19 protein-coding genes and 1 pseudogene are annotated in these 22,372 nt (G+C 73.3%); 16 read left to right on the top strand and 4 right to left on the bottom strand.

Annotated features, from left to right (window positions below; all coding sequences use genetic code 11):
• The first annotated feature begins 1 nt into the window (after nucleotide 1).
• The 6 genes from KPL59_RS28400 to KPL59_RS28375 all read left to right on the top strand — a co-directional run bounded on the left by KPL59_RS28400 (nucleotide 2) and on the right by KPL59_RS28375 (nucleotide 5,348).
• A complete protein-coding gene (locus tag KPL59_RS28400; protein ID WP_226362589.1) occupies nucleotides 2–964 on the top strand; it encodes an ABC transporter permease in 963 nt (320 codons plus the stop codon).
• Nucleotides 961–1,878, top strand: a complete 918-nt coding sequence (locus KPL59_RS28395; protein WP_226351541.1) for an ABC transporter permease — start codon at nucleotides 961–963, stop codon at nucleotides 1,876–1,878. The genes KPL59_RS28400 and KPL59_RS28395 overlap by 4 nt, the downstream gene beginning before the upstream one ends.
• On the top strand, nucleotides 1,878–2,885 hold the full coding sequence (locus KPL59_RS28390; RefSeq protein WP_226351540.1) for an ABC transporter ATP-binding protein: 1,008 nt from the start codon (nucleotides 1,878–1,880) through the stop codon (nucleotides 2,883–2,885). The genes KPL59_RS28395 and KPL59_RS28390 overlap by 1 nt, the downstream gene beginning before the upstream one ends.
• On the top strand, nucleotides 2,878–3,648 hold the full coding sequence (locus tag KPL59_RS28385) for an ABC transporter ATP-binding protein (RefSeq protein WP_226351539.1): 771 nt from the start codon (nucleotides 2,878–2,880) through the stop codon (nucleotides 3,646–3,648). The genes KPL59_RS28390 and KPL59_RS28385 overlap by 8 nt, the downstream gene beginning before the upstream one ends.
• On the top strand, nucleotides 3,645–4,604 hold the full coding sequence (locus KPL59_RS28380; RefSeq protein WP_226362588.1) for a P1 family peptidase: 960 nt from the start codon (nucleotides 3,645–3,647) through the stop codon (nucleotides 4,602–4,604). The genes KPL59_RS28385 and KPL59_RS28380 overlap by 4 nt, the downstream gene beginning before the upstream one ends.
• Nucleotides 4,605–4,724: 120 nt before the next feature.
• Nucleotides 4,725–5,348 carry a TetR/AcrR family transcriptional regulator gene (locus KPL59_RS28375; protein WP_226351537.1) on the top strand — a complete coding sequence of 208 codons (624 nt, stop codon included), beginning with the start codon at nucleotides 4,725–4,727 and terminating at the stop codon, nucleotides 5,346–5,348.
• Nucleotides 5,349–5,353: 5 nt separating this feature from the next.
• Here KPL59_RS28375 and KPL59_RS28370 read toward each other — a convergent pair whose 3' ends face one another.
• From KPL59_RS28370 to KPL59_RS28360, 3 genes are read right to left on the bottom strand one after another with little or no spacing between them, the layout of a single operon-like run.
• Complete coding sequence (locus KPL59_RS28370; protein ID WP_226362587.1) at nucleotides 5,354–6,550, bottom strand: amidohydrolase; 1,197 nt, start codon at nucleotides 6,548–6,550, stop codon at nucleotides 5,354–5,356.
• Nucleotides 6,547–7,266 carry a gamma-glutamyl-gamma-aminobutyrate hydrolase family protein gene (locus KPL59_RS28365; protein ID WP_226351535.1) on the bottom strand — a complete coding sequence of 240 codons (720 nt, stop codon included), beginning with the start codon at nucleotides 7,264–7,266 and terminating at the stop codon, nucleotides 6,547–6,549. Before KPL59_RS28365 ends, KPL59_RS28370 begins: the two co-directional genes overlap by 4 nt.
• 11 nt (nucleotides 7,267–7,277) lie before the next feature.
• Complete coding sequence (locus KPL59_RS28360; RefSeq protein ID WP_226362586.1) at nucleotides 7,278–8,783, bottom strand: CoA-acylating methylmalonate-semialdehyde dehydrogenase; 1,506 nt, start codon at nucleotides 8,781–8,783, stop codon at nucleotides 7,278–7,280.
• Nucleotides 8,784–9,082: 299 nt separating this feature from the next.
• On the opposite strand from KPL59_RS28360, the gene KPL59_RS28355 reads away from it, so the two are divergent.
• Nucleotides 9,083–10,666: a PucR family transcriptional regulator gene (locus tag KPL59_RS28355; RefSeq protein WP_226362852.1), complete on the top strand. Its 1,584-nt coding sequence runs from the start codon at nucleotides 9,083–9,085 to the stop codon at nucleotides 10,664–10,666.
• A gap of 144 nt (nucleotides 10,667–10,810) precedes the next feature.
• Here KPL59_RS28355 and KPL59_RS28350 read toward each other — a convergent pair whose 3' ends face one another.
• Entirely contained in the window at nucleotides 10,811–11,302 is a 492-nt protein-coding gene (locus KPL59_RS28350; RefSeq protein WP_020625790.1) for a transcriptional regulator, read from the bottom strand.
• Nucleotides 11,303–11,903: 601 nt separating this feature from the next.
• On the opposite strand from KPL59_RS28350, the gene pyrR reads away from it, so the two are divergent.
• From pyrR to rpoZ, 9 genes and pseudogenes are all read left to right on the top strand, one after another.
• Entirely contained in the window at nucleotides 11,904–12,497 is a 594-nt protein-coding gene (gene pyrR / locus KPL59_RS28345) for a bifunctional pyr operon transcriptional regulator/uracil phosphoribosyltransferase PyrR (RefSeq protein ID WP_226351533.1), read from the top strand.
• Nucleotides 12,494–13,438 (top strand): aspartate carbamoyltransferase catalytic subunit, encoded by a 945-nt coding sequence (locus KPL59_RS28340; protein WP_226362585.1) that lies wholly within the window; start codon nucleotides 12,494–12,496, stop codon nucleotides 13,436–13,438. The genes pyrR and KPL59_RS28340 overlap by 4 nt, the downstream gene beginning before the upstream one ends.
• On the top strand, nucleotides 13,435–14,727 hold the full coding sequence (locus KPL59_RS28335; protein WP_020625787.1) for a dihydroorotase: 1,293 nt from the start codon (nucleotides 13,435–13,437) through the stop codon (nucleotides 14,725–14,727). Before KPL59_RS28340 ends, KPL59_RS28335 begins: the two co-directional genes overlap by 4 nt.
• Nucleotides 14,724–15,818, top strand: a pseudogene (carA, locus tag KPL59_RS28330) (glutamine-hydrolyzing carbamoyl-phosphate synthase small subunit); the annotation flags it as partial. The gene KPL59_RS28335 and the pseudogene carA, both read left to right, overlap by 4 nt.
• A 680-nt stretch (nucleotides 15,819–16,498) precedes the next feature.
• On the top strand, nucleotides 16,499–19,810 hold the full coding sequence (carB, locus tag KPL59_RS28325; protein ID WP_226362584.1) for a carbamoyl-phosphate synthase large subunit: 3,312 nt from the start codon (nucleotides 16,499–16,501) through the stop codon (nucleotides 19,808–19,810).
• Complete coding sequence (pyrF, locus tag KPL59_RS28320) at nucleotides 19,807–20,640, top strand: orotidine-5'-phosphate decarboxylase (RefSeq protein ID WP_226362583.1); 834 nt, start codon at nucleotides 19,807–19,809, stop codon at nucleotides 20,638–20,640. Before carB ends, pyrF begins: the two co-directional genes overlap by 4 nt.
• 484 nt (nucleotides 20,641–21,124) lie before the next feature.
• The gene (gene mihF / locus KPL59_RS28315; protein WP_020627642.1) at nucleotides 21,125–21,439 is read left to right on the top strand and encodes an integration host factor, actinobacterial type; all 315 of its coding nucleotides are present in this window, start codon (nucleotides 21,125–21,127) and stop codon (nucleotides 21,437–21,439) included.
• 33 nt (nucleotides 21,440–21,472) lie between these two features.
• Complete coding sequence (gene gmk / locus KPL59_RS28310) at nucleotides 21,473–22,063, top strand: guanylate kinase (RefSeq protein ID WP_226351594.1); 591 nt, start codon at nucleotides 21,473–21,475, stop codon at nucleotides 22,061–22,063.
• Nucleotides 22,064–22,101: 38 nt separating this feature from the next.
• The gene (rpoZ, locus tag KPL59_RS28305; protein WP_020627644.1) at nucleotides 22,102–22,371 is read left to right on the top strand and encodes a DNA-directed RNA polymerase subunit omega; all 270 of its coding nucleotides are present in this window, start codon (nucleotides 22,102–22,104) and stop codon (nucleotides 22,369–22,371) included.
• Nucleotide 22,372 lies beyond the last annotated feature (1 nt).

Genomic DNA, 22,372 nt, shown 5'->3' with positions numbered 1-22,372 from the left:
GATGCCCCGACTTCTCGGGTTCGTCCTCCGTCAGGTCGGCTTGGCGCTGCTGACCGTCCTCGTCTCGGCGGTCCTGGTCTTCTCGGCCCTGCACCTGGTGCCCGGCAACTACGTGGACGTCCTGCTCGGCCCCCAGGCCACGCCCGCCGAGCGGGCGGCGGCGGTGAGCGAGTACGGGCTCGACAGGTCGATCGTCGTGCAGTTCGCCACGTGGATGGGGAACCTGCTGCGCGGCGATCTCGGCACCTCCCTGCGCAGCGGCGAACCGGTACTCACCGAGATCCTCGACCGGGCACCGATCACCCTCGAGCTGGCGGCGCTGGGCTGCCTGTTCACCGTGCTCCCCGGCATCGCGCTGGGCGTGTGCGGCGGGATCGCCGCCCGCAGGCGCACCGCCGCCGCCACCCGCCTGGGGAACGCCCTGCTGCTCAGCCTGCCGGAGATCCTGGTCGGCGGTGTCCTCGTCGTCCTCATCACGACCTACGTCGTGCCGTTCACGGTGGGGGTGTGGCCGGACCCGTTCACCGACCCGGCCGGCAATCTGGCGGCCGCGGTGCCGCCGGCGATCGTGATCTCCCTCTTCGGCGCCGGGTTCCTGATGGCCACGACCCGGCGCGCCGTCGCCACGGTGCTGCGGGAGCCCTACGTTCGCGCCGACGAGATCCGTGGCGTCGGGGCCCGCACCGTCTACCGGCGGCACTTGTGGCGCAACATCTCCGCCCCGGTCGTCACCGTGGTCGGGGTCTACCTCGCCTCCGTGCTCACCGGCGCGGCGATCGCCGAGCAGATGTTCGCGCTCAACGGGATCGGCAGCTACCTGGTCAGTGCGGCCGACCAGCGCGACTACCCCGTGGTGCAGGGGATGGTGCTCGTGGTGACGGTGGTCTTCGTCCTCATCAACATGATCATCGACATTCTCTACGGGGTCATCGACCCGCGGATCGGACGGAGGGGGACGGCATGACCGGCTCCAGGGACCAGACCTCCACCGCGGTGCCGCCCCCGACCTCCGGTCCGGCGCCGACCGGCGTCGCCGGACCGGTGCCGTCGGCGCTGTCGGTGCTGTCGGCCCTGCGCGTGCCGTTCCGCGGTGATCCCCTCGGCCGGCTCGGCCTCGCCCTGCTGGTCCTCCTGCTGGCCCTGGGGATCCTGCATCCGCTGCTGCCCCTGGGCGACCCGTCGGCCTCCGTCGGCCCCCGGGTCGCGGGTCCCTCGGCGAGCTTCCTCCTGGGGACCGACGAGCTGGGCCGCTCGCTGCTGCCCCGCGTCGCCTCGGCGATCGGCGTGACGATCGTCCTGTCCACGGTCGCGGTGCTCGTCGCCACCGTCATCGGGGTCGCGCTGGGGTGTCTCGCCGCGTACTCGCCGCGGTGGGTCGACCAGCTGGTGAGCCGGTTCAGCGACGTGCTGTACAGCTTCCCGACCATCCTGATCGCCGTACTGATCTCGGTCGTCGTCGGTTCCGGCCGGACCACCGCCGTCGTCGCGATCGTGGTCGTCACGCTTCCGACGATCATCCGGGTCGCCCGGGTCGAGGCGCTGCGGATCGTCGAGCTCGACTTCGTCACCTCGGCCGAGGTCGCCGGCGCCCGGCTGGGCCGGGTCACCGTCTTCCACCTGCTGCCGAACATGCGGGAGGCGGTGATCGTGCAGGCCACGTACTCGATCTCGCTGGGAATGCTGGTCGAGGGCGGCATCAGCTTCCTCGGTCTCGGTGTCCAGCAACCCGACACCTCACTCGGTGCCCTGCTCGGCGCCGGTCGGACGTACCTCACGGTGACGCCGTCGTACGTGCTCATCCCCGGCCTCGTACTCGGGCTGGCCGTCCTCGCCTTCAACCTGGTGGGCGACTCCCTGCGAACGGAGAGGAGCACGTGATGCCGCGGTGCGCCCACACGATCCTGGAGGGACGCGATCTCGTCGTGGAGTACCGGATCCGCGACGAACCGGTCCGTGCCCTCGACGACGCCTCGCTCACGGTGGCCCGCGCGGAGGTGCTCGGCATCGTCGGGGAGAGCGGCTCGGGCAAGAGCACGCTCGGTCTGGCCCTGTCCGGTGCACTGCCACGGGAGGCCCGGATCCACTCCGGCGAGGCGTACGTGGAGGACCACCCGGTCTCGGGGACGGGGGAGCGCGCGCTGCGGGAGCTGCGACGGCGGCGGCTCGGCTTCGTGTTCCAGGATCCGATCGGCACGCTCGACCCCACCGCCCGGGTGGGCCGCCAGGTGCGGTGGGCCCTCGAGCGCGGTGCCGCGGGTCGATCCCGGTCGACGACCTCCGACGACGTCCACGCCCTGCTGGCCCAGGTCCGGCTGCCGGAGCCGAGGGCCGTCGCCCGGTCCTACCCGCACCAGCTCTCCGGAGGGATGGCCCAGCGGGTGTCGATCGCGATCGCCCTCGCCAACCGACCTGCCGCGGTGATCGCCGACGAACCCACCGCGGCGCTCGACGCATCGATCCAGGCCGAGATCCTGGAGCTGCTCGTGGACCAGGCCCGTCGGCACGACACCGCGGTGGTGCTGATGAGCCACGACCTGCCCGCGGTACGCCGGTACTGCGACCGGGTCGCCGTGATGTACGGCGGTCGTGTGGTGGAGGAGGGGCCGACGGCCCGGCTGTTCGAGAACCCGGCCCATCCCTACACCCGCGCCCTGCTCGCCTCCGCCCTCGGCCGTGAGCAGCCCGGTTCGCGGGTGGAGGCGATTCCCGGTCAGCCGCCGGTGCTGCGGGCCGCCGCGGCGGGATGCGCCTTCGCTCCCCGCTGCGACTCGGTCCTGCCCGACTGCAGCGCGACCCGGCCCGAGGTGCACGACGTCGACGGGGTGCGGACGCTGTGCCATCTGCCCGCCGTGCCCGTCCACCGGAAGGACAGGTCCCATGCCTGACGTGCCGCCCGTCGTCGAGCTCGACGACGTCGACTTCGGTTACGCCGCGGGCCCACCGTGGGCGCGGGTGCACAAGCCGGTACTCGAGGGCTTCTCGCTCCGGATCGAGCCCGGTGAGACGGTCGGCCTGGTCGGTGAGTCCGGATCCGGGAAGAGCACCGTCGGCAAGCTGTGCCTGGGTCTGCTGAGACCCGCGTCCGGACAGGTCCGCTTCACGGGGGCCCCGATGCGGAGACTGGCACCGGGCACGCTCAGCGTGGTCCTGCAGCATCCGCAGACGGCGTTGAACCCGCGGCTGAGCGTCGAACGTTCGGTCGCGGAACCGCTGGTGCTCGCGGGGGTCGAGCGGGACCGGCGGCGGCACCGGGTACGGGAGATGCTCGAGCAGGTGGGGCTCGACCCGACGTTCGCCGGCCGGTACCCGGGTGAGCTCTCGGGCGGGCAGCGCCAGCGGGTGAGCATCGCGCGGGCACTGGTCACCGAGCCGCGGTTCGTGCTGTTCGACGAGGCGGTCAGCGCCCTGGACGTGTCGGTGCAGGCACAAATCCTCAACCTGGTCCGGTCGTTGCAGGACGCGCGGCGCTTCGGCGCCATCTTCATCTCCCACGACCTGCGGGCGACCCGCTACGTCGCCGACCGGATCCTCGTCATGCGTGCCGGGACGATCGTCGACCAGGGGAGCGCCGAGCGGTTCTACACGACCGCGGAGCACGACTACACGCGCAGACTCCAGCTGGCCAGCGACATCGGGGACAGAACATGATCGACGGAATCCGGATCGGTCACTGGACCGACCTCGACGCGGCGCCCGGCCTCACCGCGTTCCTGCTCCCCGACGGCGCGGTCGCCGCCGCCGCCGTCCGCGGCCAGAGCACCGGCACCCTCAACACACCGGTCTTCGAGCCGGCCGGGGCGGCCGACCACGCCCGGGCGATCGTCCTGACCGGCGGCAGCTGCTACGGGCTGGCCGCGGCGGCGCACCTCACACAGCTCCTGGGAGGCCCGGTGCCGCGTCCCGAGCCGGTGCCCTTCGTCCTCGCAGCGGTGATCTACGACCTGCCGCTGGGGCAGGTCGCGTGGCCCACCCCCGCCGCCACCGAGCACGCGATGGCGGTCGCGGTCCCGGCGGGGACCGAGGACGTGGGCACCGTCGGAGCCGGCACGGGAGCGACCGCCGGATCTCTCGACGGTCCGGGCAACGCCATGAAGGGCGGCTTCGGCCGTGCCCACCGCAGCACCGCCGAGGGCGCCACGGTGGCGGCCTGGGCGGTGGCGAACCCGGTGGGCGACGTCCTGGACGAGGACGGCAGGGTGCTCGCCGGCCTGCGACGTGCGGGCCGCCAGGTCCGGGTGGTGGACGCACTGGCCGCGCAGGAACGGCCGACGCTGAGCTGGGGGCAGGCCACCACACTCGTCGTGGTCGCCACCGACGCCCGCCTGGACAAGCGGGCCGCCTGGCGGCTGGCCCACGCCGGGCACAGCGGCATCGCGCGCACGGTGTCATCCGCCGCCACCGGCGTCGACGGGGACACCGCCTTCGCCGTCGCGACCGGCAGGGTGCCGGTCACCAACGTCGCCCCGTTGGAGGCGGTGGCCGTCGAGGTCACCGCCGCGGCCGTCCGGGACGCGGTACGCGCCGCCACCACGTTGCACGGCGTCCCGGCCGTCCGTGACGTCGTCGCCGACACCGGCACCGGCACCGTTGCCGCAACGGTGTGAGGTGACCACGTGGAGGATCGGACGGATCCCGATCCTCCACGTGGGTCGGTGCGGAGTGCGTGGCCGTACACGAGCAGTGACCCCGGATCCCGGGGCCCGACGATGGGCGATACTTCATCGATGGCACGCCGCAAGAACCAGCAGGCCCGCCGGGACGAGTTCATGGCCGCGACCCGCAGGGTGATCGTCCGTGACGGCCTGAGCGCCGTCACGGTGCGCACCATCGCGGCCGAGGCAGGTCTGTCCACCGGGCTCGTCAGCTACTACTTCCCGGACATCGACGAGCTCTACCAGACCGTGTACGGCGACGCGGTCGACCGGTTCGCGACACGTCGGCGGCGGACGGTGGACGCCATCACGGATCCGCGGGAACGTCTGGTGGCGATGATCCGCTCGGGGCTGCCCGTCGACCCCGACGACGAGCTGTGCATCCTGCTCTACGAGTTCAGCGCCCTGGTGCGGCGCAACCCCATGGTGCAGGTGCTGCGTCGCTCGCTCTACGAACGACAGGTCTCGATCTACGAGTCGATCCTCGACGTCGGCCAGGGGCTCGGTGTCTTCACGCTGGCCCAGCCGTCGACGGCGACGGCCCGCAGCATGGTGTCGTTGGAGGACGCGTTCGGCTACCACGCGGTCGCCAGGGTCTCGGTGAGCCTGCAGGATGCGCAGGACCATCTCCTGGGCTACGCGACCATCGCCACGGGATGCCGGCTGGCGGCGGTCGCGGGCACCGGGCCCGGCTGAGGACCTCACGCCTCGGCGACGGGTCCGGAGGGTTCGCGGGCATCTGCTCGTCCGGTCAGCAGCCGCTGCCGGACCGACGGCGTGGTGGCGGCGTCGATCACGGTCGCGGCGAGCAGCAGCGCCCCGTCGAGCGCCACCCTGTCCCCGGGCGCGCCTCCGGCGAGCTCGGCGAACGGTTCGGTGTGCGAGCTGACGTCGTAGTCGCCCAGGCTGACCATGGGGTGGATGGCGGGTACGAGCTGGGAGACGTTGCCCATGTCTGTGGAGCCGCCCCGCGAGGCGTGCTCCTCCGGATTCCGGCCGATCGCGGCAGCGTTGTCCCGGTACAGGGCACGCAGGTCGAGATCCGACCGCATGTCCGCATAGGGATGACGCCCGACCGTGGCCCGCAGCTCGGCCCCCGCGGCGAGCGCGCCGGCCTCGGCGCACCGGGTGATGATCCCGACCGCGCGCCGCAGCGAGTCGAGATCGGCCCCACGGGCCATCCAGGTACCGGCGGCGCGGCCGGGGATGATGTTCGCGGCGACCCCGGCCTCACGGACGAAGCCGTGGATCTGCTGCTCGGGCTCGAGCTGCTGCCGGGCCAGGCCGATCGCGGTCAGCATCACGGTCATCGCGTCGAGCGCGTTCACCCCCATGTGCGGGGAGATCGAGGCGTGCGCCTCGCTCCCCTCGAACTCCACCCAGACCGCGTTCGAGGCGTAGGAGTTCATGCCCAGCAGCTCACGGGTGGACGGGTGGATCATCATCGCCGCGTGCGTCCCCTCGAACACGCCCGCGTCGATGAGGTGCTGCTTGCCGCCGCCGCTCTCCTCCGCCGGGGTGCCGAGCAACCGCACCTGCAGGCCGAGATCGTCGGCGATCGGGGCGAGGGCGGCGAACGCCCCCGCCGACGCCGCCGCGATGACGTTGTGCCCACAGGCGTGACCGATCCCCGGCAGCGCGTCGTACTCGGCGCAGAGGGTCACGGACAGGTCGCCGCTGCCGGCGGTGGCGGAGAGCGCGGTCGGGAGACCACCGACGCCGACGGTGGGATCGCACCCCGTCCACGCCTGCGCCGCCTCGGCCACCCAGGCCGCAGCCCGCGTCTCCTCGAAGGCGAGCTCCGGGCGGGAGTGGATGCGCCGGCTCAGCCCGACGACGTCCCGCTCGATCTCGCCGATGCGCCGGGTGGCCGCCTCCTTCGCCCGCGCGGCGGTCACGCCGTCACCGCCGTCGCTCGCCGCGTGACGGCAGCGGCGAACCACCGCACCGGTGCGGCCTGCACCTCGTCCTCACGACCGGTCGCCTCCGGATGCCACTGCACGGCGAGCACGTCGTGCTCGGCGTCGGAGAACGCCTCGACGACCCCGTCGTCGGCCACCGCGTCCACGGTGAGCCCCGCGCCGAGCCGGTCGACCGCCTGGTGGTGCCCGGAGGCGATCAGCAACCGGTGCGCACCGACCTCCTCGGCCAGCAGCGACCCCGCGCGGAGCGCGACCTCGTGCCACGCCCACCGGGGGCCGGCCGCGGTCGAGTCGCGGTGCAGCACCGTTCCCGGGGGCAGGTCGGGCACCAGCGTCCCGCCGCGGACGACGTTGAGCACCTGCAGCCCGCGGCAGATCCCGAGCACCGGAACGCCGGCGGACAGCGCGGCCTCGGCGAGCCCGCAGTCGAGTGCGTCCTGGTCGGGCTGCACGCCGTAGACCTCGGCGCACGGCTGTGCGCCGTAGCGCACGGGGTCGATGTCGTTCCCGCCGGGCAGCACCAGGCCGTCGAACCCGTCGAGGTCGGTCTCCCGGACGAGCACCGCCTCGAGCCCCCGGGCGGCGATCATCGCCACGACGTCGTGCAGCAGCCGGCGGGCGGAGGCGTCGCGGGGGTCGGTCGTCGACGAGTCGAGCCGGTCGGGGACGGCGATACGCAGGGGCCTTCGCATGGTGGGGCCTCTCAGGTGTTGGTGGGGAAGCCGAGGTTCAGCCCCGCGTGGCTGGGGTCGAGCCAACGGGTGGTGACGACCTTGGCGCGGGTGAAGAAGTGCACGCCCTCGGTGCCGTGGGCGTGGGTGTCGCCGAACAGGGAGTTCTTCCAGCCGCCGAAGCTGTAGTAGGCCATCGGGACGGGGACCGGGACGTTGACGCCGATCATGCCGACCTCGACCTCGTTCTGGAAGCGGCGGGCGGCGCCGCCGTCGTTGGTGAAGATCGCGGTGCCGTTGCCGTAGGGGTTGGCGTTGATCAGTTCCACGGCGTCGGTGTAGGTCGCGACGCGCACCACCGACAGGACCGGGCCGAAGATCTCGTCGGTGTAGACGCTCATGTCGGGGGTGACGTGGTCGAGCAGGGTGGGGCCGACGAAGAAGCCGGACCCGTCGGCGTCGAACTCGCCCTGCCTGCCGTCGACGACGACGGTGGCGCCCTCGGACTCGCCGGCGTCGATGTAGCCCGACACCCGTTCCTGGGCCGCCCGGGTCACGAGCGGTCCCATGTCGCAGGAGCGTCGGCCGTCGCCGGTGCGCAGGTTGCGGGCGCGGTCGGCGATCTTCGCGACGAGGGTGTCGGCGATGTCGCCGACGGCCACCAGCGCGGAGACGGCCATGCAGCGTTCGCCGGCGGAGCCGAACCCGGCGTTGACGGCCTGGTCGGCGGCGAGGTCGAGGTCGGCGTCGGGGAGGACGACCATGTGGTTCTTCGCCCCGCCGAGTGCCTGGACGCGCTTGCCGTGGGCGGTGGCGGTCTCGTAGACGTGGCGGGCGACCGGGGTGGAGCCGACGAAGCTGATCGACTTGACGTCCGGGCTGGTCAGCAGGGTGTCGACGGCGGTCCTGTCGCCGTGCAGGACGTTGAACACGCCGTCGGGCAGGCCGGCTTCCGACCAGAGCTCGGCGATCCAGAGGGCGGCGGAGGGCACCTTCTCCGACGGCTTGAGCACCACGGTGTTGCCGGTGGCGATCGCGATGGGGAAGAACCACATCGGGACCATCGCCGGGAAGTTGAACGGGCTGATGATCCCGACGACGCCGAGTGGCTGGCGGATCGAGTGGACGTCGACGCCGGTGGAGGCGTTCTCGGTCGCCGAGCCCTTGAGCAGGTGCGGCATGCCGCAGGCGAACTCGACGACCTCCTGGCCGCGGGCGACCTCGCCGGCGGCGTCGGAGAGGACCTTGCCGTGTTCGGCGGTGATGAGTGCGGCCAGCTCCGGGGCGCGGGCGTCGAGCAGCTCGCGGAAGCGGAACATGATCTGGGTGCGCTTGGCGAGGCTGGTGTCACGCCAGGCGGGGAACGCGGCCTTCGCCGCGGCGATCACCGTGGCGGCCTCGTCGGCGCTGGCGAGGGGCAGGTGCGCGGTGACCTCGCCGGTGGCGGGGTCGGTGACCTCGCAGGTCCGCCCGGAGGTGCCCTCGACCCGTGTGCCCGCGATCCAGTGGTGGAGCGTCTTCTGCAGCGTGCTCGTCATGATCCTCTTCCGTGTCGGGGCCGTGGTCGGACGACGGACGCGGCGTCGCCGGTCGTCCGCCGTCGGATCCGCTCCATGTCGTCGGACCCGGGTCTACCCGCAGACGAGCCGGAGAGCGACCTGCACGACGTCACCGCGGTCGTCGGGGCGAGTCGCTCGGCCCCGTTCGCTGTTGCCCACCGCGGCGGGCCGTACGGATCGTGGTGTCCGGACCGGTCGTGCCACGACCGTCACTGTGTCGGCAGATCGGCCGAGGAATGGTCACTGTGTCGGGGTCCGGCTAGGTTGGGGCGGTGCGGATGTCCCTCCGGGAGGTGCTGGAGCTCCCCTCGGTGCTCCGGGGCCGGCCGCGCGTGCGCGCCGGCTCGGCCGCTCTCGGGGCGGAGGTGCGCTGGGTGCACGTGAGCGAACTCCCCGACGTGGCGGGAACGTTGACCGGCGGCGAGCTGGTCCTGTCGATCGGGGTGGTGCTGTCCGAACCGGGCACCGACCTCGTCCGGTACCTCGACTCTTTGCGCGCCAGCGGGGCGGTCGGTCTGGTGGTGGAACTGGGCCGGCACGTGGAGCGGCTGCCCGAGGAGCTGGTGCAGTACGCCCGCTCCGTGGGGTTCCCCCTGGTCGAGCTGCGGTCGACGGTGCGTTTCGTGGAGATCACCGAAGCCGTGCACGGCCGCGTCATGCACGAGCAGTTCGCACGTCTGGACCTGACGCGCCGGGCACACCGGGTGCTCGGACCGCTGGGGGGCGAGGGCGCCCCCGTCGACGTGATCCTGGCCCGCTGCGCGGAGCTGGTCGACCGGGTGGTCGTGCTGGAGGACCTCTCCCACCGGGTCATCGGGTTCGCGGGCGCATCCGCACCGGAGGACATCCTGCGCGACTGGACGGCGCGCTCACGGCAGGTCCCGCCGGCGGCGGACACGATCCGGGGCGGGCCGGAACGGTGGATGGCCATCCCGGTCGGGCTCCGCCGCGCCCGGTGGGGACGTCTGGTGGTGCCCACCCGGGTCGACCAGTTCGAGGCCGAGGACGTGGCACTGGTCCTCGAACGGGCGGCCGAGGCGGTGACGATCACCCGTCTGGTGGGCGGGCCTGCCGAGGAGCTCGAGGTGATGGCCGTCGAGCGGCTGATCCGGGACGTCATCGGCGGTCACGGCGGCGACGAAGCGGCCGTCGGGGCCAGGGCACAGGCCCTCGGCTTCAGCCCGGCCGGGGAGATCGCGGTGCTGATGGCCCGCGGGCGTGGCGGGGACGGCGGGCCCGATGCCGAGCTCGTCGAGCAGTTCGGCGCGGCGGTGCACCGCATCCAACGAACGGCCCTGGTCGGACGGGTCCGCCGCAACCTGGTCGTGGCTCTGCTCGACGGGGGCGACGGGGTCGACGACCGGTTGGCGAGCGAGCTCGGAGCGGGTGCGGTGGCCGTCCTGGCGCTCGGGCCCCCGGTGCGACGATGGCGGGAGCTGGCCGAGGCCCTCACCGAGGCCGAGCAGATCGCCGGCATCGCCCGGCCCACGCGGCCCGGTGAGGCGGTCCGGGTGTCGCGCGGGCGGCACCTCGGTGTCCGCAGGCTGCTGTGGCAGCTGCGCGGCGAGGTACGACTGCACGCCTTCGTCGACGAACAGCTCGGACGGGTCCTCGCGCTTCCCCACGGACGACGTGAGGACACGCTGCGCATGCTCGAGTCCTACCTGGACTGCAACGGGGTGATGGCGGTGTTCGCCCGCTCGCTGCACCTGAGCCGGGCCGGGGCCTACGCGCGGCTCGACACGCTGCGTCGTGTGCTCGGCGCGGACCTCGGCGACGCGGAGGTCCGGACCGGACTGCACCTGGCGATGCTGGCGCACCGGGCCGCGACCGGTGACCAGCCGGAGCCGACCCCACCGTGAGGTGCGTCGCGCGGCACACCGGCCCCGCGCGCGGTGGCCGGGCACCGCGGGACGAGGACGGCGGCCGGGGGACTGTGCGAAAACCCCGGCCGCCGTCGTGCCGGTCGCGTCACCCTTCCCCTGGGACGCGGCCGGCGGGGCAGATCATCCCACGTGCTGTCCGGGGCGTGCCTCGGGAGGCAGGACACCCCAGTCGATCAGCTGGTCGGTCAGCTCGCCGGGGGACATGTCGTAGATGATCGCGAGCGACCGCAGGTCCTCGGCGCGGATCGAGAGCACCTTGCCGTTGTAGTCGCCGCGCTGGCTCTGGATGGCCGCGGCGTAGCGGGCCAGCGGACCCACCTTGTCCGCGGGCAGCTGCTGCAGCCGCTCCAGGTTGATCACGATCTTCGTGGCGGGCTCGCTGCCGGACGGGATGCGGCCCTCGGGGAGCAGCTCGGCCACCGGGACGCCGTAGAAGTCGGCCAGCTCGGCCAGCTTCTGCACGGTGACCGCACGGTCCCCGCGCTCGTAGGAGCCCACGACGACCGCCTTCCAGCGTCCGCCCGACTTCTGCTCGACGCCGTGCAGGGAGAGCCCCTGTTGCTGCCTGATCGCCCGGAGCTTGCCCCCGAGCGCCTTGGCGTAGTCGCCCATCGATCTCCTCGTTCCTGACGGTCCGTACCGGTGAGGACGGACCGGCGGTCACCGGCGGTGCACCGGTGGCGTGGTCGCGCCTGCCGCGTCATCGCCCCTGTGGGTGGTCCCGTTCGGGGCGGCAGCTCCGGCGGGGGGCCGGCCTCCCGGCCGTCCCGTGCGTCGCGGCGCTGCTGCACGCGTGCTGATTGATGCTGAGTGATTGCTGATTGATACGGAGAGTAATCCTCCGGGTCCGGTCCGGCGTGGTCAAGCTCGACCCCCTGCTCGGGGGGTTGACGAGCGGTTTCCCACACGAACGGGGCAGTCCACGTCCCTCGACAGCGGTAGCGCAGGGTGCGGGTGCCGACTCCGCCACCCGCCCCTGTGGGTGCGCCTGGGCGGAATCGGGTATCGCAAGTCCCGCCCGGACCGGCCGTCGACCATCGCGCATCGTGACAGGAACGTGACCTCCAACGAGTGATGCCGCTGTGGCGCGGCTCGCGGTGTGACGCGCTGCGGCCGTCCCGCGCGGCACCTGCCGGGTTGATAGGTTGACGCACAGCTCTTGCACGACCGTCCTTTAAGACCCGTCCGGTGAGGCGGGGAAGGAGACCACCTCGTGGCGCAGAACCGCCGCGGGGACGCCGACGCGCAGCAGCCCGCACGGGAACTGCTGTCCGCCGCCGACGTCACCCGCACCGTCGCGCGCATCGCGCACCAGATCATCGAGAAGACCGCGTTCAGCGCCGAGGACCCCGACGGGCTCGTGCTGATGGGCGTCCCCACCCGCGGCGTGCACCTGGCCCACCGGCTCGCCGCCGCGATCACCGACTTCGCCGGCGCCGTACCGGCGGTCGGCTCGGTCGACGCCACCCTCTACCGCGACGACCTGCGCCGCGGCCCGGCCCGCGCGCTGGAGTCCACCGCGGTGCCCGAGGGCGGTGTCGACGACCGGCTCGTCGTACTCGTCGACGACGTCCTCATGTCCGGGCGCACCACCCGCGCCGCGCTCGACGCCCTGCGCGACGAGGGCCGCCCGCGCGCGGTGCAGCTCGCCGTGCTGATCGACCGCGGCCACCGGGAGCTCCCGATCCGCGCCGACTACGTCGGCAAGAACGTCCCGACGTCGCGCTCGGAGCAGATCCTGGTCTCGCTGACCGAGATCGACGGCGGCGACGGCGTCTGGATCACCCAGGGAGAGGGGGACAGGTGAGGCACCTGCTCTCGGTCGCCGACCTCGACGCCGCCGAGGCCACCGCGCTGCTCGACACCTCCGACCGGCTGCGTCAGGCGCTGCTCGGCCGTGAGGTGCGCAAGCTGCCGACGCTGCGCGGCCGCACGGTCATCACGATGTTCTACGAGAACTCCACCCGCACCCGGGTGTCGTTCGAGATCGCCGGCAAGTGGATGAGCGCCGACACCGTGAACGTGTCGGCGGCGGGCTCGTCGGTCTCCAAGGGCGAGTCGCTGCGCGACACCGCGCTGACGCTGTCCTCGATGGGTGCGGACTGCGTGATCGTGCGCCACCCCGCGTCGGGGTCGGCGCACCGGCTGGCGCACTGGGTCGATGCCGATCGGGCCGTCACCGGCACGCCCACCGCGATCGTGAACGCCGGCGACGGCACCCACGAGCACCCCACCCAGGCGCTGCTCGACGCCGCGACCCTGCGCGACCGGCTCGGCGGCATCGCCGGGCGCCGGATCGGGATCGTCGGCGACGTCCTGCACTCGAGGGTGGCGCGGTCCAACGTGCTGCTGCTCGCGACCCTCGGCGCCGAGGTCGTGCTCGTCGCGCCGCCGACGCTGCTGCCCACCGGCGTCGAGTCCTGGCCGTGCCGGGTGGCGCACTCCCTCGACGCCGAGCTGCCCGCGCTCGACGCGGTCATGATGCTGCGCGTGCAGTCCGAGCGGATGCACGGCGGCTTCTTCCCCTCCGCGCGCGAGTACGCGGTGCGCTTCGGGCTGTCCGAGGACCGCGCGAAGCTCCTGCCCGACCACGCGGTCGTCCTGCACCCCGGCCCGATGATCCGCGGCATGGAGATCGCCCCCGCGGTCGCCGACGCCCCCAACGCCGCCGTCCTGGCCCAGGTCCGCAACGGCGTGCACGTGCGGATGGCCGTCCTCTACCACCTTCTCGCCGGAGCTCCCGAATGACCGACCTGCTGATCCGCAACACCCGGCCCTACGGCGGGGACCCGGTCGACGTGCTCGTCACCGACGGCGTCGTCGCCACCATCGGAACCGGGCTGACCACGCCCGAGGGCGCCGAGGTCCTCGACGCCGACGGCGCCGTGCTCCTGCCCGGCTTCGTCGACCTCCACGTGCACCTGCGCGAGCCCGGCGGCGAGGAGTCCGAGACCATCGAGACCGGCAGCCGGGCCGCCGCCCTCGGCGGGTTCACCGCCGTGTTCGCGATGCCGAACACCACCCCGGTCGCCGACTCCGACGTCGTCGTCGAGCACGTGCGTCGGCGCGGCGAGGAGATCGGGCTGGTCGACGTGCACCCGGTCGGCGCGGTCACCGTCGGCCTCGGCGGCGAGAAGCTCGCCGAGCTCGGCACGATGGCCGCCTCCCGCGCCGCGGTGCGGATGTTCTCCGACGACGGCCGCTGCGTGAACGACCCGCTGATCATGCGCCGGGCGCTGGAGTACGCCTCCGCGCTCGACGTCGTCATCGCCCAGCACGCCGAGGACCACCGCCTCACCGGCGGCGCCCAGGCGCACGAGGGCGCCGTCGCGGCCCGGCTCGGGCTCGCCGGATGGCCCGCGACGGCGGAGGAGACGATCGTCGCCCGGGACTGCGCGCTGGCCCGCGAGGCCGGGGCGCGGCTGCACGTCTGCCACATCTCCACCGCCCGCACGATCGACGTGCTGCGCGCGGCCAAGGCCCAGGGCGTGCGGGTGTCGGCCGAGGTCACCCCGCACCACCTGCTGCTCACCGACTCCCGGCTGACCGGCTACGACCCGGTGAACAAGGTCAACCCGCCGCTGCGCACCGCCGACGACACCCGCGCGATGCGCGAGGCGCTGGCCGAGGGCGTGATCGACGTCGTCGCGACCGACCACGCCCCGCACGCCGCGCAGTACAAGGACACCGAGTGGCAGGCGGCGAAGCCGGGCATGCTCGGCCTGCAGACCGCGCTGTCGGTGCTGGTCGAGACGATGGTGGAGCCGGGCCTGCTGGACTGGCACGGCGTCGCGCGGGTGCTCTCGGAGCGCCCCGCGGAGATCGGGAACCTGCCCGACCAGGGCCGTCCGATCGCGGAGGGGGAGCCGGCGACGTTCGCGCTGGTCGACCCGGACGGGGTCTGGACGGTCCGCGGTGCGGAGCTGGCGAGCAAGGCGGCGAACACGCCGTACGAGGGAATGCGGCTGCCCGGAACGGTGGTCGCGACGGTGCTGCGGGGACGCATCACCGCGCAGGACGGGAAGGTTGTGCAGTGACCGCGCTTTTGGTTCTCGAGGACGGACGGATCTTCCGCGGTGAGGCCTACGGCGCCACCGGGCAGACCCTGGGTGAGGCCGTGTTCACCACGGCCATGACCGGCTACCAGGAGACCCTCACCGACCCGTCGTACCACCGACAGATCGTGCTGCAGACCGCACCGCAGATCGGCAACACCGGCTGGAACGACGAGGACGACGAGTCCTCCGGCATCCAGGTCGCCGGCTACGTCGTGCGCGACCCGGCCCGGCGGCCGTCGAACTGGCGGGCCACCGGCACCCTGGAGGACGCGCTGCGCACCCAGGGGGTCGTCGGTGTCGCCGGGATCGACACCCGCGCCGCGGTGCGCCACCTGCGTGAGCGCGGCGCCATGCGGGCCGGGATCTTCTCCGGCGACGCGATCGCCCCGGACGACGAGCTCGTTGAGCGGGTGCGGCAGTCCCCGCCGATGGAGGGCGCCGACCTCTACGGCGCCGTGACCACCGCCGAGACCTATGTGGTGCCCGCGGTGGGGGAGCGGCGCTTCGTCGTCGCCGCCCTCGACGTCGGCATCAAGTTCAACACCCCGCGGATGATGGCCGCCCGCGGCATCGAGGTGCACGTGCTGCCCGCCTCGAGCACCATCGAGACGGTCGAGTCGCTGCGCCCGGACGGCTTCTTCCTGGCCAACGGCCCCGGTGACCCGGCCACCGCCGACGGTCCGGTCGCGCTGGCCCGGCAGGTGCTGGAGCGCCGGATCCCGCTGTTCGGCATCTGCTTCGGCAACCAGATCCTGGGTCGCGCGCTGGGGCGCGAGACCTACAAGCTCCGCTACGGCCACCGCGGCGTGAACATCCCGGTCGTCGAGCACGCCACCGGGCGGATCGCGATCACCTCGCAGAACCACGGGTTCGCGGTCGCCGGGTCGCCGGGGGAGGAGTTCGACACCCCCTACGGTCGGGCGCAGATCAGCCACTACTGCCCGAACGACGACACCGTCGAGGGCATGACCGGGCTGGACTTCCCCGCCTTCTCCGTGCAGTACCACCCCGAGGCCGCCGCGGGCCCGCACGACGCCGCGGACCTGTTCGACCGGTTCGTCGCGCTCATGACCGAGCACCCGGTCGGCTACGCCGGCGTCGCCGGGCAGCGGCCCGAGGGCACCGCGCCCGCGCCGTACCCGCAGCCCGAGTCCGACCCCGTGTCCGTGTCCGAGCCGGAGCCCGCGCCCGCGCCGGGGATGACCGCCCAGCCCGACCCGGCCACGCCGCCGTCGGCGACCGCGGCCCCGTCGGTCGACCTGCGGCCCACCCCGCCCGCTCCGTCACCGGGCCCGGCCCCGGCCGCGGGCGGGTTCGAGCCGGGCAGCCCGGAGGCCCCGCACGGCGGGGGCCGGCCCGGCCCGGCGGCCGTCGAGCACCCTGCCGACGAGCACACCACCCGGCTGCCCGTCACCCCGCCGACCGGGACCCCGGTCTCCGGCCGCGACGAGATCGAGCCGCCCACCAGCCGGATGCCCGCCCTCGGTCGTCCCGCCACCCCGGACCCGCTGACGGCGCCGTTCTCCGACATCGAGGACGCGCTGCGCCGCGACGGCGGCACACCCGCCCACCCGGGCGCCACCGCGGACCCGGACGCGACGGACGTCCCGGCCGACCCGGCACCGGGCGCCGACCCGGTGTCCGGCCGCGCCCGGCCCGTCGACGACCGCCCGTGGCCGCCGCCCCACGCAGCCCCATCCACCCCGCAGCACCCGGACCGGCACGACCAGGCCCGGCAGGAGGACCACTGATGCCCCGCCGCGACGACATCGACCACGTCATGGTGATCGGCTCCGGGCCGATCGTGATCGGCCAGGCCTGCGAGTTCGACTACTCCGGCACCCAGGCGTGCCGGGTGCTGCAGGCCGAGGGCATCCGGGTCTCGCTGGTCAACTCCAACCCGGCGACGATCATGACCGACCCGGAGTTCGCCGACGCCACCTACGTCGAGCCGATCACCCCGGAGTTCGTCGAGAAGGTCATCGCCGCCGAGCGCGACAACGGCACCCCGGTCACCGCGATGCTCGCGACCCTGGGCGGACAGACCGCGCTCAACACCGCGATCGCGCTGCACGAGAACGGCGCCCTGGAGCGGCACGGCGTCGAGCTGATCGGCGCCGACGTCGACGCCATCGAGCGCGGCGAGGACCGGCTCAAGTTCAAGGACATCGTCATCGGGGTCGGCGGCGACGTCCCCCGCTCGCGGGTCTGCCACTCGATGGAGGAGGTCCTCGCCGCCGCCGACGAGCTGGGTCTGCCCGTGGTCATCCGGCCGTCGTTCACCATGGGCGGTCTCGGCTCGGGCATGGCGCACTCGGCGCAGGACCTGGAGCGTCTCGCCGGCGCCGGGCTCGACGCCTCCCCGGTCACCGAGGTCCTCATCGAGGAGTCCGTGCTCGGCTGGAAGGAGTACGAGCTCGAGCTCATGCGCGACCACCACGACAACGTGGTCGTCATCTGCTCGATCGAGAACATCGACCCGATGGGCGTGCACACCGGCGACTCGATCACCGTCGCCCCGGCGATGACGCTGACCGACCGCGAGTACCAGCACATGCGCGACGTCGGCATCGCCGTGCTGCGAGCCGTCGGCGTCGACACCGGTGGCTGCAACATCCAGTTCGCGATCCACCCCGAGACCGGGCGCCTGGTCGTGATCGAGATGAACCCGCGCGTCTCGCGGTCCTCCGCGCTGGCGTCGAAGGCCACCGGCTTCCCGATCGCCAAGATCGCGGCGAAGCTCGCCGTCGGCTACACCCTCGACGAGATCCGCAACGACATCACCGGCGAGACCATCGCCGCGTTCGAGCCGTCGCTGGACTACGTCGCGGTCAAGATCCCGCGGTTCGCCTTCGAGAAGTTCCCCGGGGCCGACCCCGAGCTGACCACGACCATGAAGTCGGTCGGCGAGGCGATGGCGCTGGGCCGCTCGTTCCCCGAGGCGCTGGGTAAGGCACTGCGCTCGATGGAGCGGGACCGGGCCGGGTTCTGGACCGCCCCCGACCCCGAGGGCGAGCCGGAGTACACCGTCCCGGTCGACGGCCGCATCTACGAGGTCGAGCGCGCCCTGCGCCGCGGCCAGTCGGTCGACGACGTCGCCAAGGCCTCCGGCATCGACCCCTGGTTCGTCGACCAGATCGCGCTGCTGGGGGAGATCCGCGCCGAGCTCGAGGCCGCACCCGTCCTCGACGCCGACCTGCTGCGCCGGGCCAAGCGCCACGGCCTGTCCGACCGTCAGCTCGCCGCCGTGCGCCCCGAGTTCGCCGGCGAGGACGGCGTGCGCACCCTGCGCCACCGGCTCGGCATCCGGCCGGTCTACAAGACCGTCGACACCTGTGCCGCCGAGTTCGCGGCGAAGACGCCCTACCACTACTCGGCCTACGAGACCGACCCCGCGGCCGAGTCGGAGATCGCCCCGCAGACCGAGAAGCCGAAGGTGCTGATCCTCGGCTCCGGCCCGAACCGCATCGGGCAGGGCATCGAGTTCGACTACTCCTGTGTGCACGCGGTCATGGCGCTGCGTGCCGCCGGGTTCGAGACCGTCATGGTCAACTGCAACCCGGAGACGGTGTCCACCGACTACGACACCGCCGACCGCCTCTACTTCGAGCCGCTGACCTTCGAGGACGTCCTGGAGGTCGTGCACGCCGAGCAGGCCTCCGGCACCGTCGCCGGGGTCATCGTGCAGCTCGGCGGGCAGACCCCGCTGGGGCTCGCCCAGCGCCTCACCGACGCCGGGGTGCCGGTCGTCGGGACGTCCGCGGCCGCGATCGACCTGGCCGAGGACCGCGGCGCGTTCGGCGAGGTCCTGCACAAGGCCGGCCTGCCCGCCCCGGAGTTCGGCATGGCCACCTCCTTCGAGCAGGCCAGGGGGATCGCCTCGCGGATCGGCTACCCGGTGCTCGTGCGGCCGTCCTACGTGCTCGGTGGACGCGGCATGGAGATCGTCTACGACGAGGCGACCCTGGCCGGCTACATCGCCCGCGCCACCACCATCTCCCCGGACCGCCCGGTGCTGGTCGACAAGTTCCTCGACGACGCCATCGAGATCGACGTCGACGCCCTGTGCGACGGCGAGGAGATCTACCTCGGCGGGGTCATGGAGCACATCGAGGAGGCCGGGGTCCACTCCGGTGACTCCTCCTGCACGCTGCCGCCGATCACGCTGGGCTCCTCGATCCTGGCGAAGGTCCGCGAGGCCACCGCCGCCATCGCGCACGGCGTCGGCGTGCGCGGGCTGCTCAACGTCCAGTACGCCCTGCACGGCGACGTGCTCTACGTGCTGGAGGCCAACCCGCGGGCGTCGCGGACGGTGCCGTTCGTGTCCAAGGCGACGTCGGTGCCGCTGGCCAAGGCCGCCGCCCGGATCATGCTCGGCGCCACCATCGCCGAGCTGCGCGCCGAGGGCCTGCTCCCGGCCACCGGCGACGGCGGAGCGCTGCCCGCCGACTCCCCGGTCGCGGTCAAGGAGGCGGTGCTGCCGTTCAACCGGTTCCGCAACACCGCGGGCCAGGGCGTCGACCCGCTGCTCGGCCCGGAGATGAAGTCCACCGGCGAGGTCATGGGCTTCGACTCCGCCTTCGGCCCGGCCTTCGCCAAGTCCCAGGCCGCCGCCTACGGCTCGCTGCCCACCTCGGGCACGGTGTTCGTGTCGATCGCCGACCGCGACAAGCGGGCGATGGTCTTCCCGATCCGCCGCCTGGCCGACATGGGCTTCCAGGTCCTGGCCACCGAGGGCACCGCGGAGATGCTGCGCCGCAACGGGATCGACGTCACCGTGGTGCGCAAGCACAGCGAGGGATCCGGCCCGGACACCCCCACGATCGTCGACACCATCCTCGCCGGTGACGTCGACCTGATCGTCAACACCCCGGTCGGGAACCCCGGCCCGCGGGTGGACGGCTACGAGATCCGCGCCGCCGCGGTGTCCCGCGGTGTCCCGTGCATCACCACGGTGCAGGGGACCGCGGCCGCGGTGCAGGGCATCGAGGCGCTCGCCTCGGGTGGGCTCGGTGTGCGGTCGCTGCAGCAGGCGCACGCGGCGCTGAAGGCCAAGGCGTGAGCGTCGCCGCCCGGCTCGGCGAGGCCGTCGCCGCCCACGGGCCGCTGTGCGTCGGGATCGACCCGCACCCGGCCCTGCTGGCGGCCTGGGACCTCACCGACGACGCCGACGGCCTCGCCGCGTTCGCCGACCGCTGCCACACCGCGTTCGCCGGGGCGGTGTCGGTGGTGAAGCCGCAGTCGGCGTTCTTCGAGCGGCACGGCTCGGCGGGTGTCGCGGTGCTGGAGCGGCTGCTCGCCGGGTACGCGGGCACGGGCACTCTGACCCTGCTCGACGCCAAGCGCGGGGACATCGGCTCCACCATGGACGGCTACGCCGACGCCTACCTGCGCGTCGGCGCGCCGCTCGGGGCGGACGCGCTCACGTTGTCGCCCTACCTGGGGTTCGGGTCGCTGGAACCGGCCCTGACCGCGGCCGACGAGGCCGGGCGCGGGGTGTTCGTGCTGGCCCGGACGTCCAACCCGGACGGCGCCGCGGTGCAGTGCGCCACGGCGCCGGGCGGGGTGTCCGTCGCCCAGCAGATGGTCGACGATGCCGCCGCGCGCAACGCCGGCGCACGGCCCGGCGGGGCGGTGGGGGTCGTCGTCGGCGGCACCCACGACCACGGCCTGGACCTGAGCGCGCTGAACGGTCCGGTGCTGGTGCCCGGGCTCGGCGCCCAGGGCGCGAGCCCGGCCGACGTGGTGGCGCGGTTCGCGGGCACCACGGGCCCGGTGCTGCCGGTGTCGGCCCGCGGGGTGCTCCGGGCGGGCCCCGACCCGTCCGCGCTGCGTGACGCCGCGCACGCCCTGAGCGAGGAGCTGGCCTCGGCGACCGCCGGATCGCACTGAACCGGACCGGCCGACGTCGGTGTGCGGGGGACCGGTGCCACGTCCGGTACCGGTCCGCTCACCGACGGCGACCGTGGCCGTCGGCGACGCCGGACGCGCCGGGAGGGCGTCCGGCGGTCCGTCGTGCCGGTCGGGAGCCCCCCGGCGCACCGGGACGTCGATCGGGCGCGCCCGACCGTGTCGGTGAGGCGCGCCTCCGGCACGCCCACTGCGCCGACCCGCCGTCCGGCGGAGCCGGGTGGCGGTGGTGTGGCGGGACCGCCGGCGTGCCGTTGATCACCTCCGCACGGCCGAAACCGGAGGTGGGACCCCCATTGACGCTTCCGTGGAGGTCGTGGGTACGTTCGATCGCACCAGCCGGGACGTCCCCCGGACGGGTAGGTGCGACCCGCCGCCCGATCGCTGACGCGACACCCCGGCGCGAGCCGGGATCACGGCGGCGAGAACGACGAGAACGACACAGGAAAGTACGGAGGAACCAACCGTGGCCCTTCCCCAGCTGACCGAGGAACAGCGCGCCGCCGCGCTGGAGAAGGCTGCGGCCGCGCGCCGGGCCCGGGCCGAGCTGAAGGACCGCCTCAAGCGCGGCGGCACCACCCTCGAGGAGGTGCTGAAGAAGGCCGAGACCGACGAGGTGCTCGGCAAGATGAAGGTCTCGGCGCTGCTCGAGGCGCTGCCGAACGTCGGCAAGGTCCGTGCCCAGCAGATCATGGAGGAGCTGGAGATCGCGACCAGCCGCCGCCTGCGTGGCCTGGGCGACCGTCAGCGCAAGGCGCTGCTCGAGCGCTACCCGAGCTGATCCGGGCGTCCCGTGACCGACACCTCCTCCGTCATGTCCTCCGGCCGGACCGGCCCCGCCCGCGGGCGGCTGCTCGTGCTGGCCGGGCCGTCCGGGGTGGGCAAGAGCAGCGTGGTCGCGGGACTGCGCGAGGCGCTGCCGGAGCTGCTGTTCAGCGTGTCCGCCACGACCCGGCCCCCGCGGCCGGGTGAGGTGGACGGCCGTGACTACCACTTCGTGTCCCGCGAGGAGTTCGACGCGCTCATCGAGCGCGGCGAGCTCCTCGAGTGGGCCGAGGTGCACGGCGGGCTGCAGCGCTCCGGCACGCCACGGGTACCCGTCCAGCAGGCCCTCGACCAGGGCCGTCCGGTCCTGGTCGAGGTCGACCTGCAGGGCGCCCGGTCCGTCAAACGGGTCGTGCCCGAGGCCGTCACCGTCTTCGTCGCGCCGCCGTCGATGGAGGAGCTGACCCGTCGGCTCACCGACCGCGGCACCGACACCCCCGAGCAGCGCGAGCGCCGGCTGCGGACCGCCATCGAGGAGATGGACGCCCAGGGGGAGTTCGACGAGGTGGTCGTCAACGACGACCTGCAGGCCGTGATCGGCCGGTTGGTAGCATTGGCGGTCGACCGCGGCGCCGTCTGAGTGCCCCAGGTCCCCCTCGTTCTTCAGGAGTCCACCACGTGAGCACGCCCACCGGCACCTCCACCGCCCCCGAGGGCATCACCTACCCGCCGATCGACGACCTGCTCGGCCAGGTCAGCTCGAAGTACGCGCTGGTCATCTACGCGGCCAAGCGCGCCCGGCAGATCAACGACTACTACTCCCAGCTCGGTGAGGGCCTGCTCGAGTACGTCGGCCCGCTCGTCGAGCCGGGCCCGCGCGAGAAGCCGCTGTCGATCGCGATGCGCGAGATCCAGGCGGGGATGCTCGAGCACACCGAGGGCGAGTAAG

Source organism: Pseudonocardia sp. ICBG1142 (assembly GCF_020496255.1).
In the GTDB taxonomy this organism is placed as follows: Bacteria; Actinomycetota; Actinomycetes; order Mycobacteriales; family Pseudonocardiaceae; genus Pseudonocardia.
This window is presented reverse-complemented; position numbering and strand designations above follow the sequence as displayed.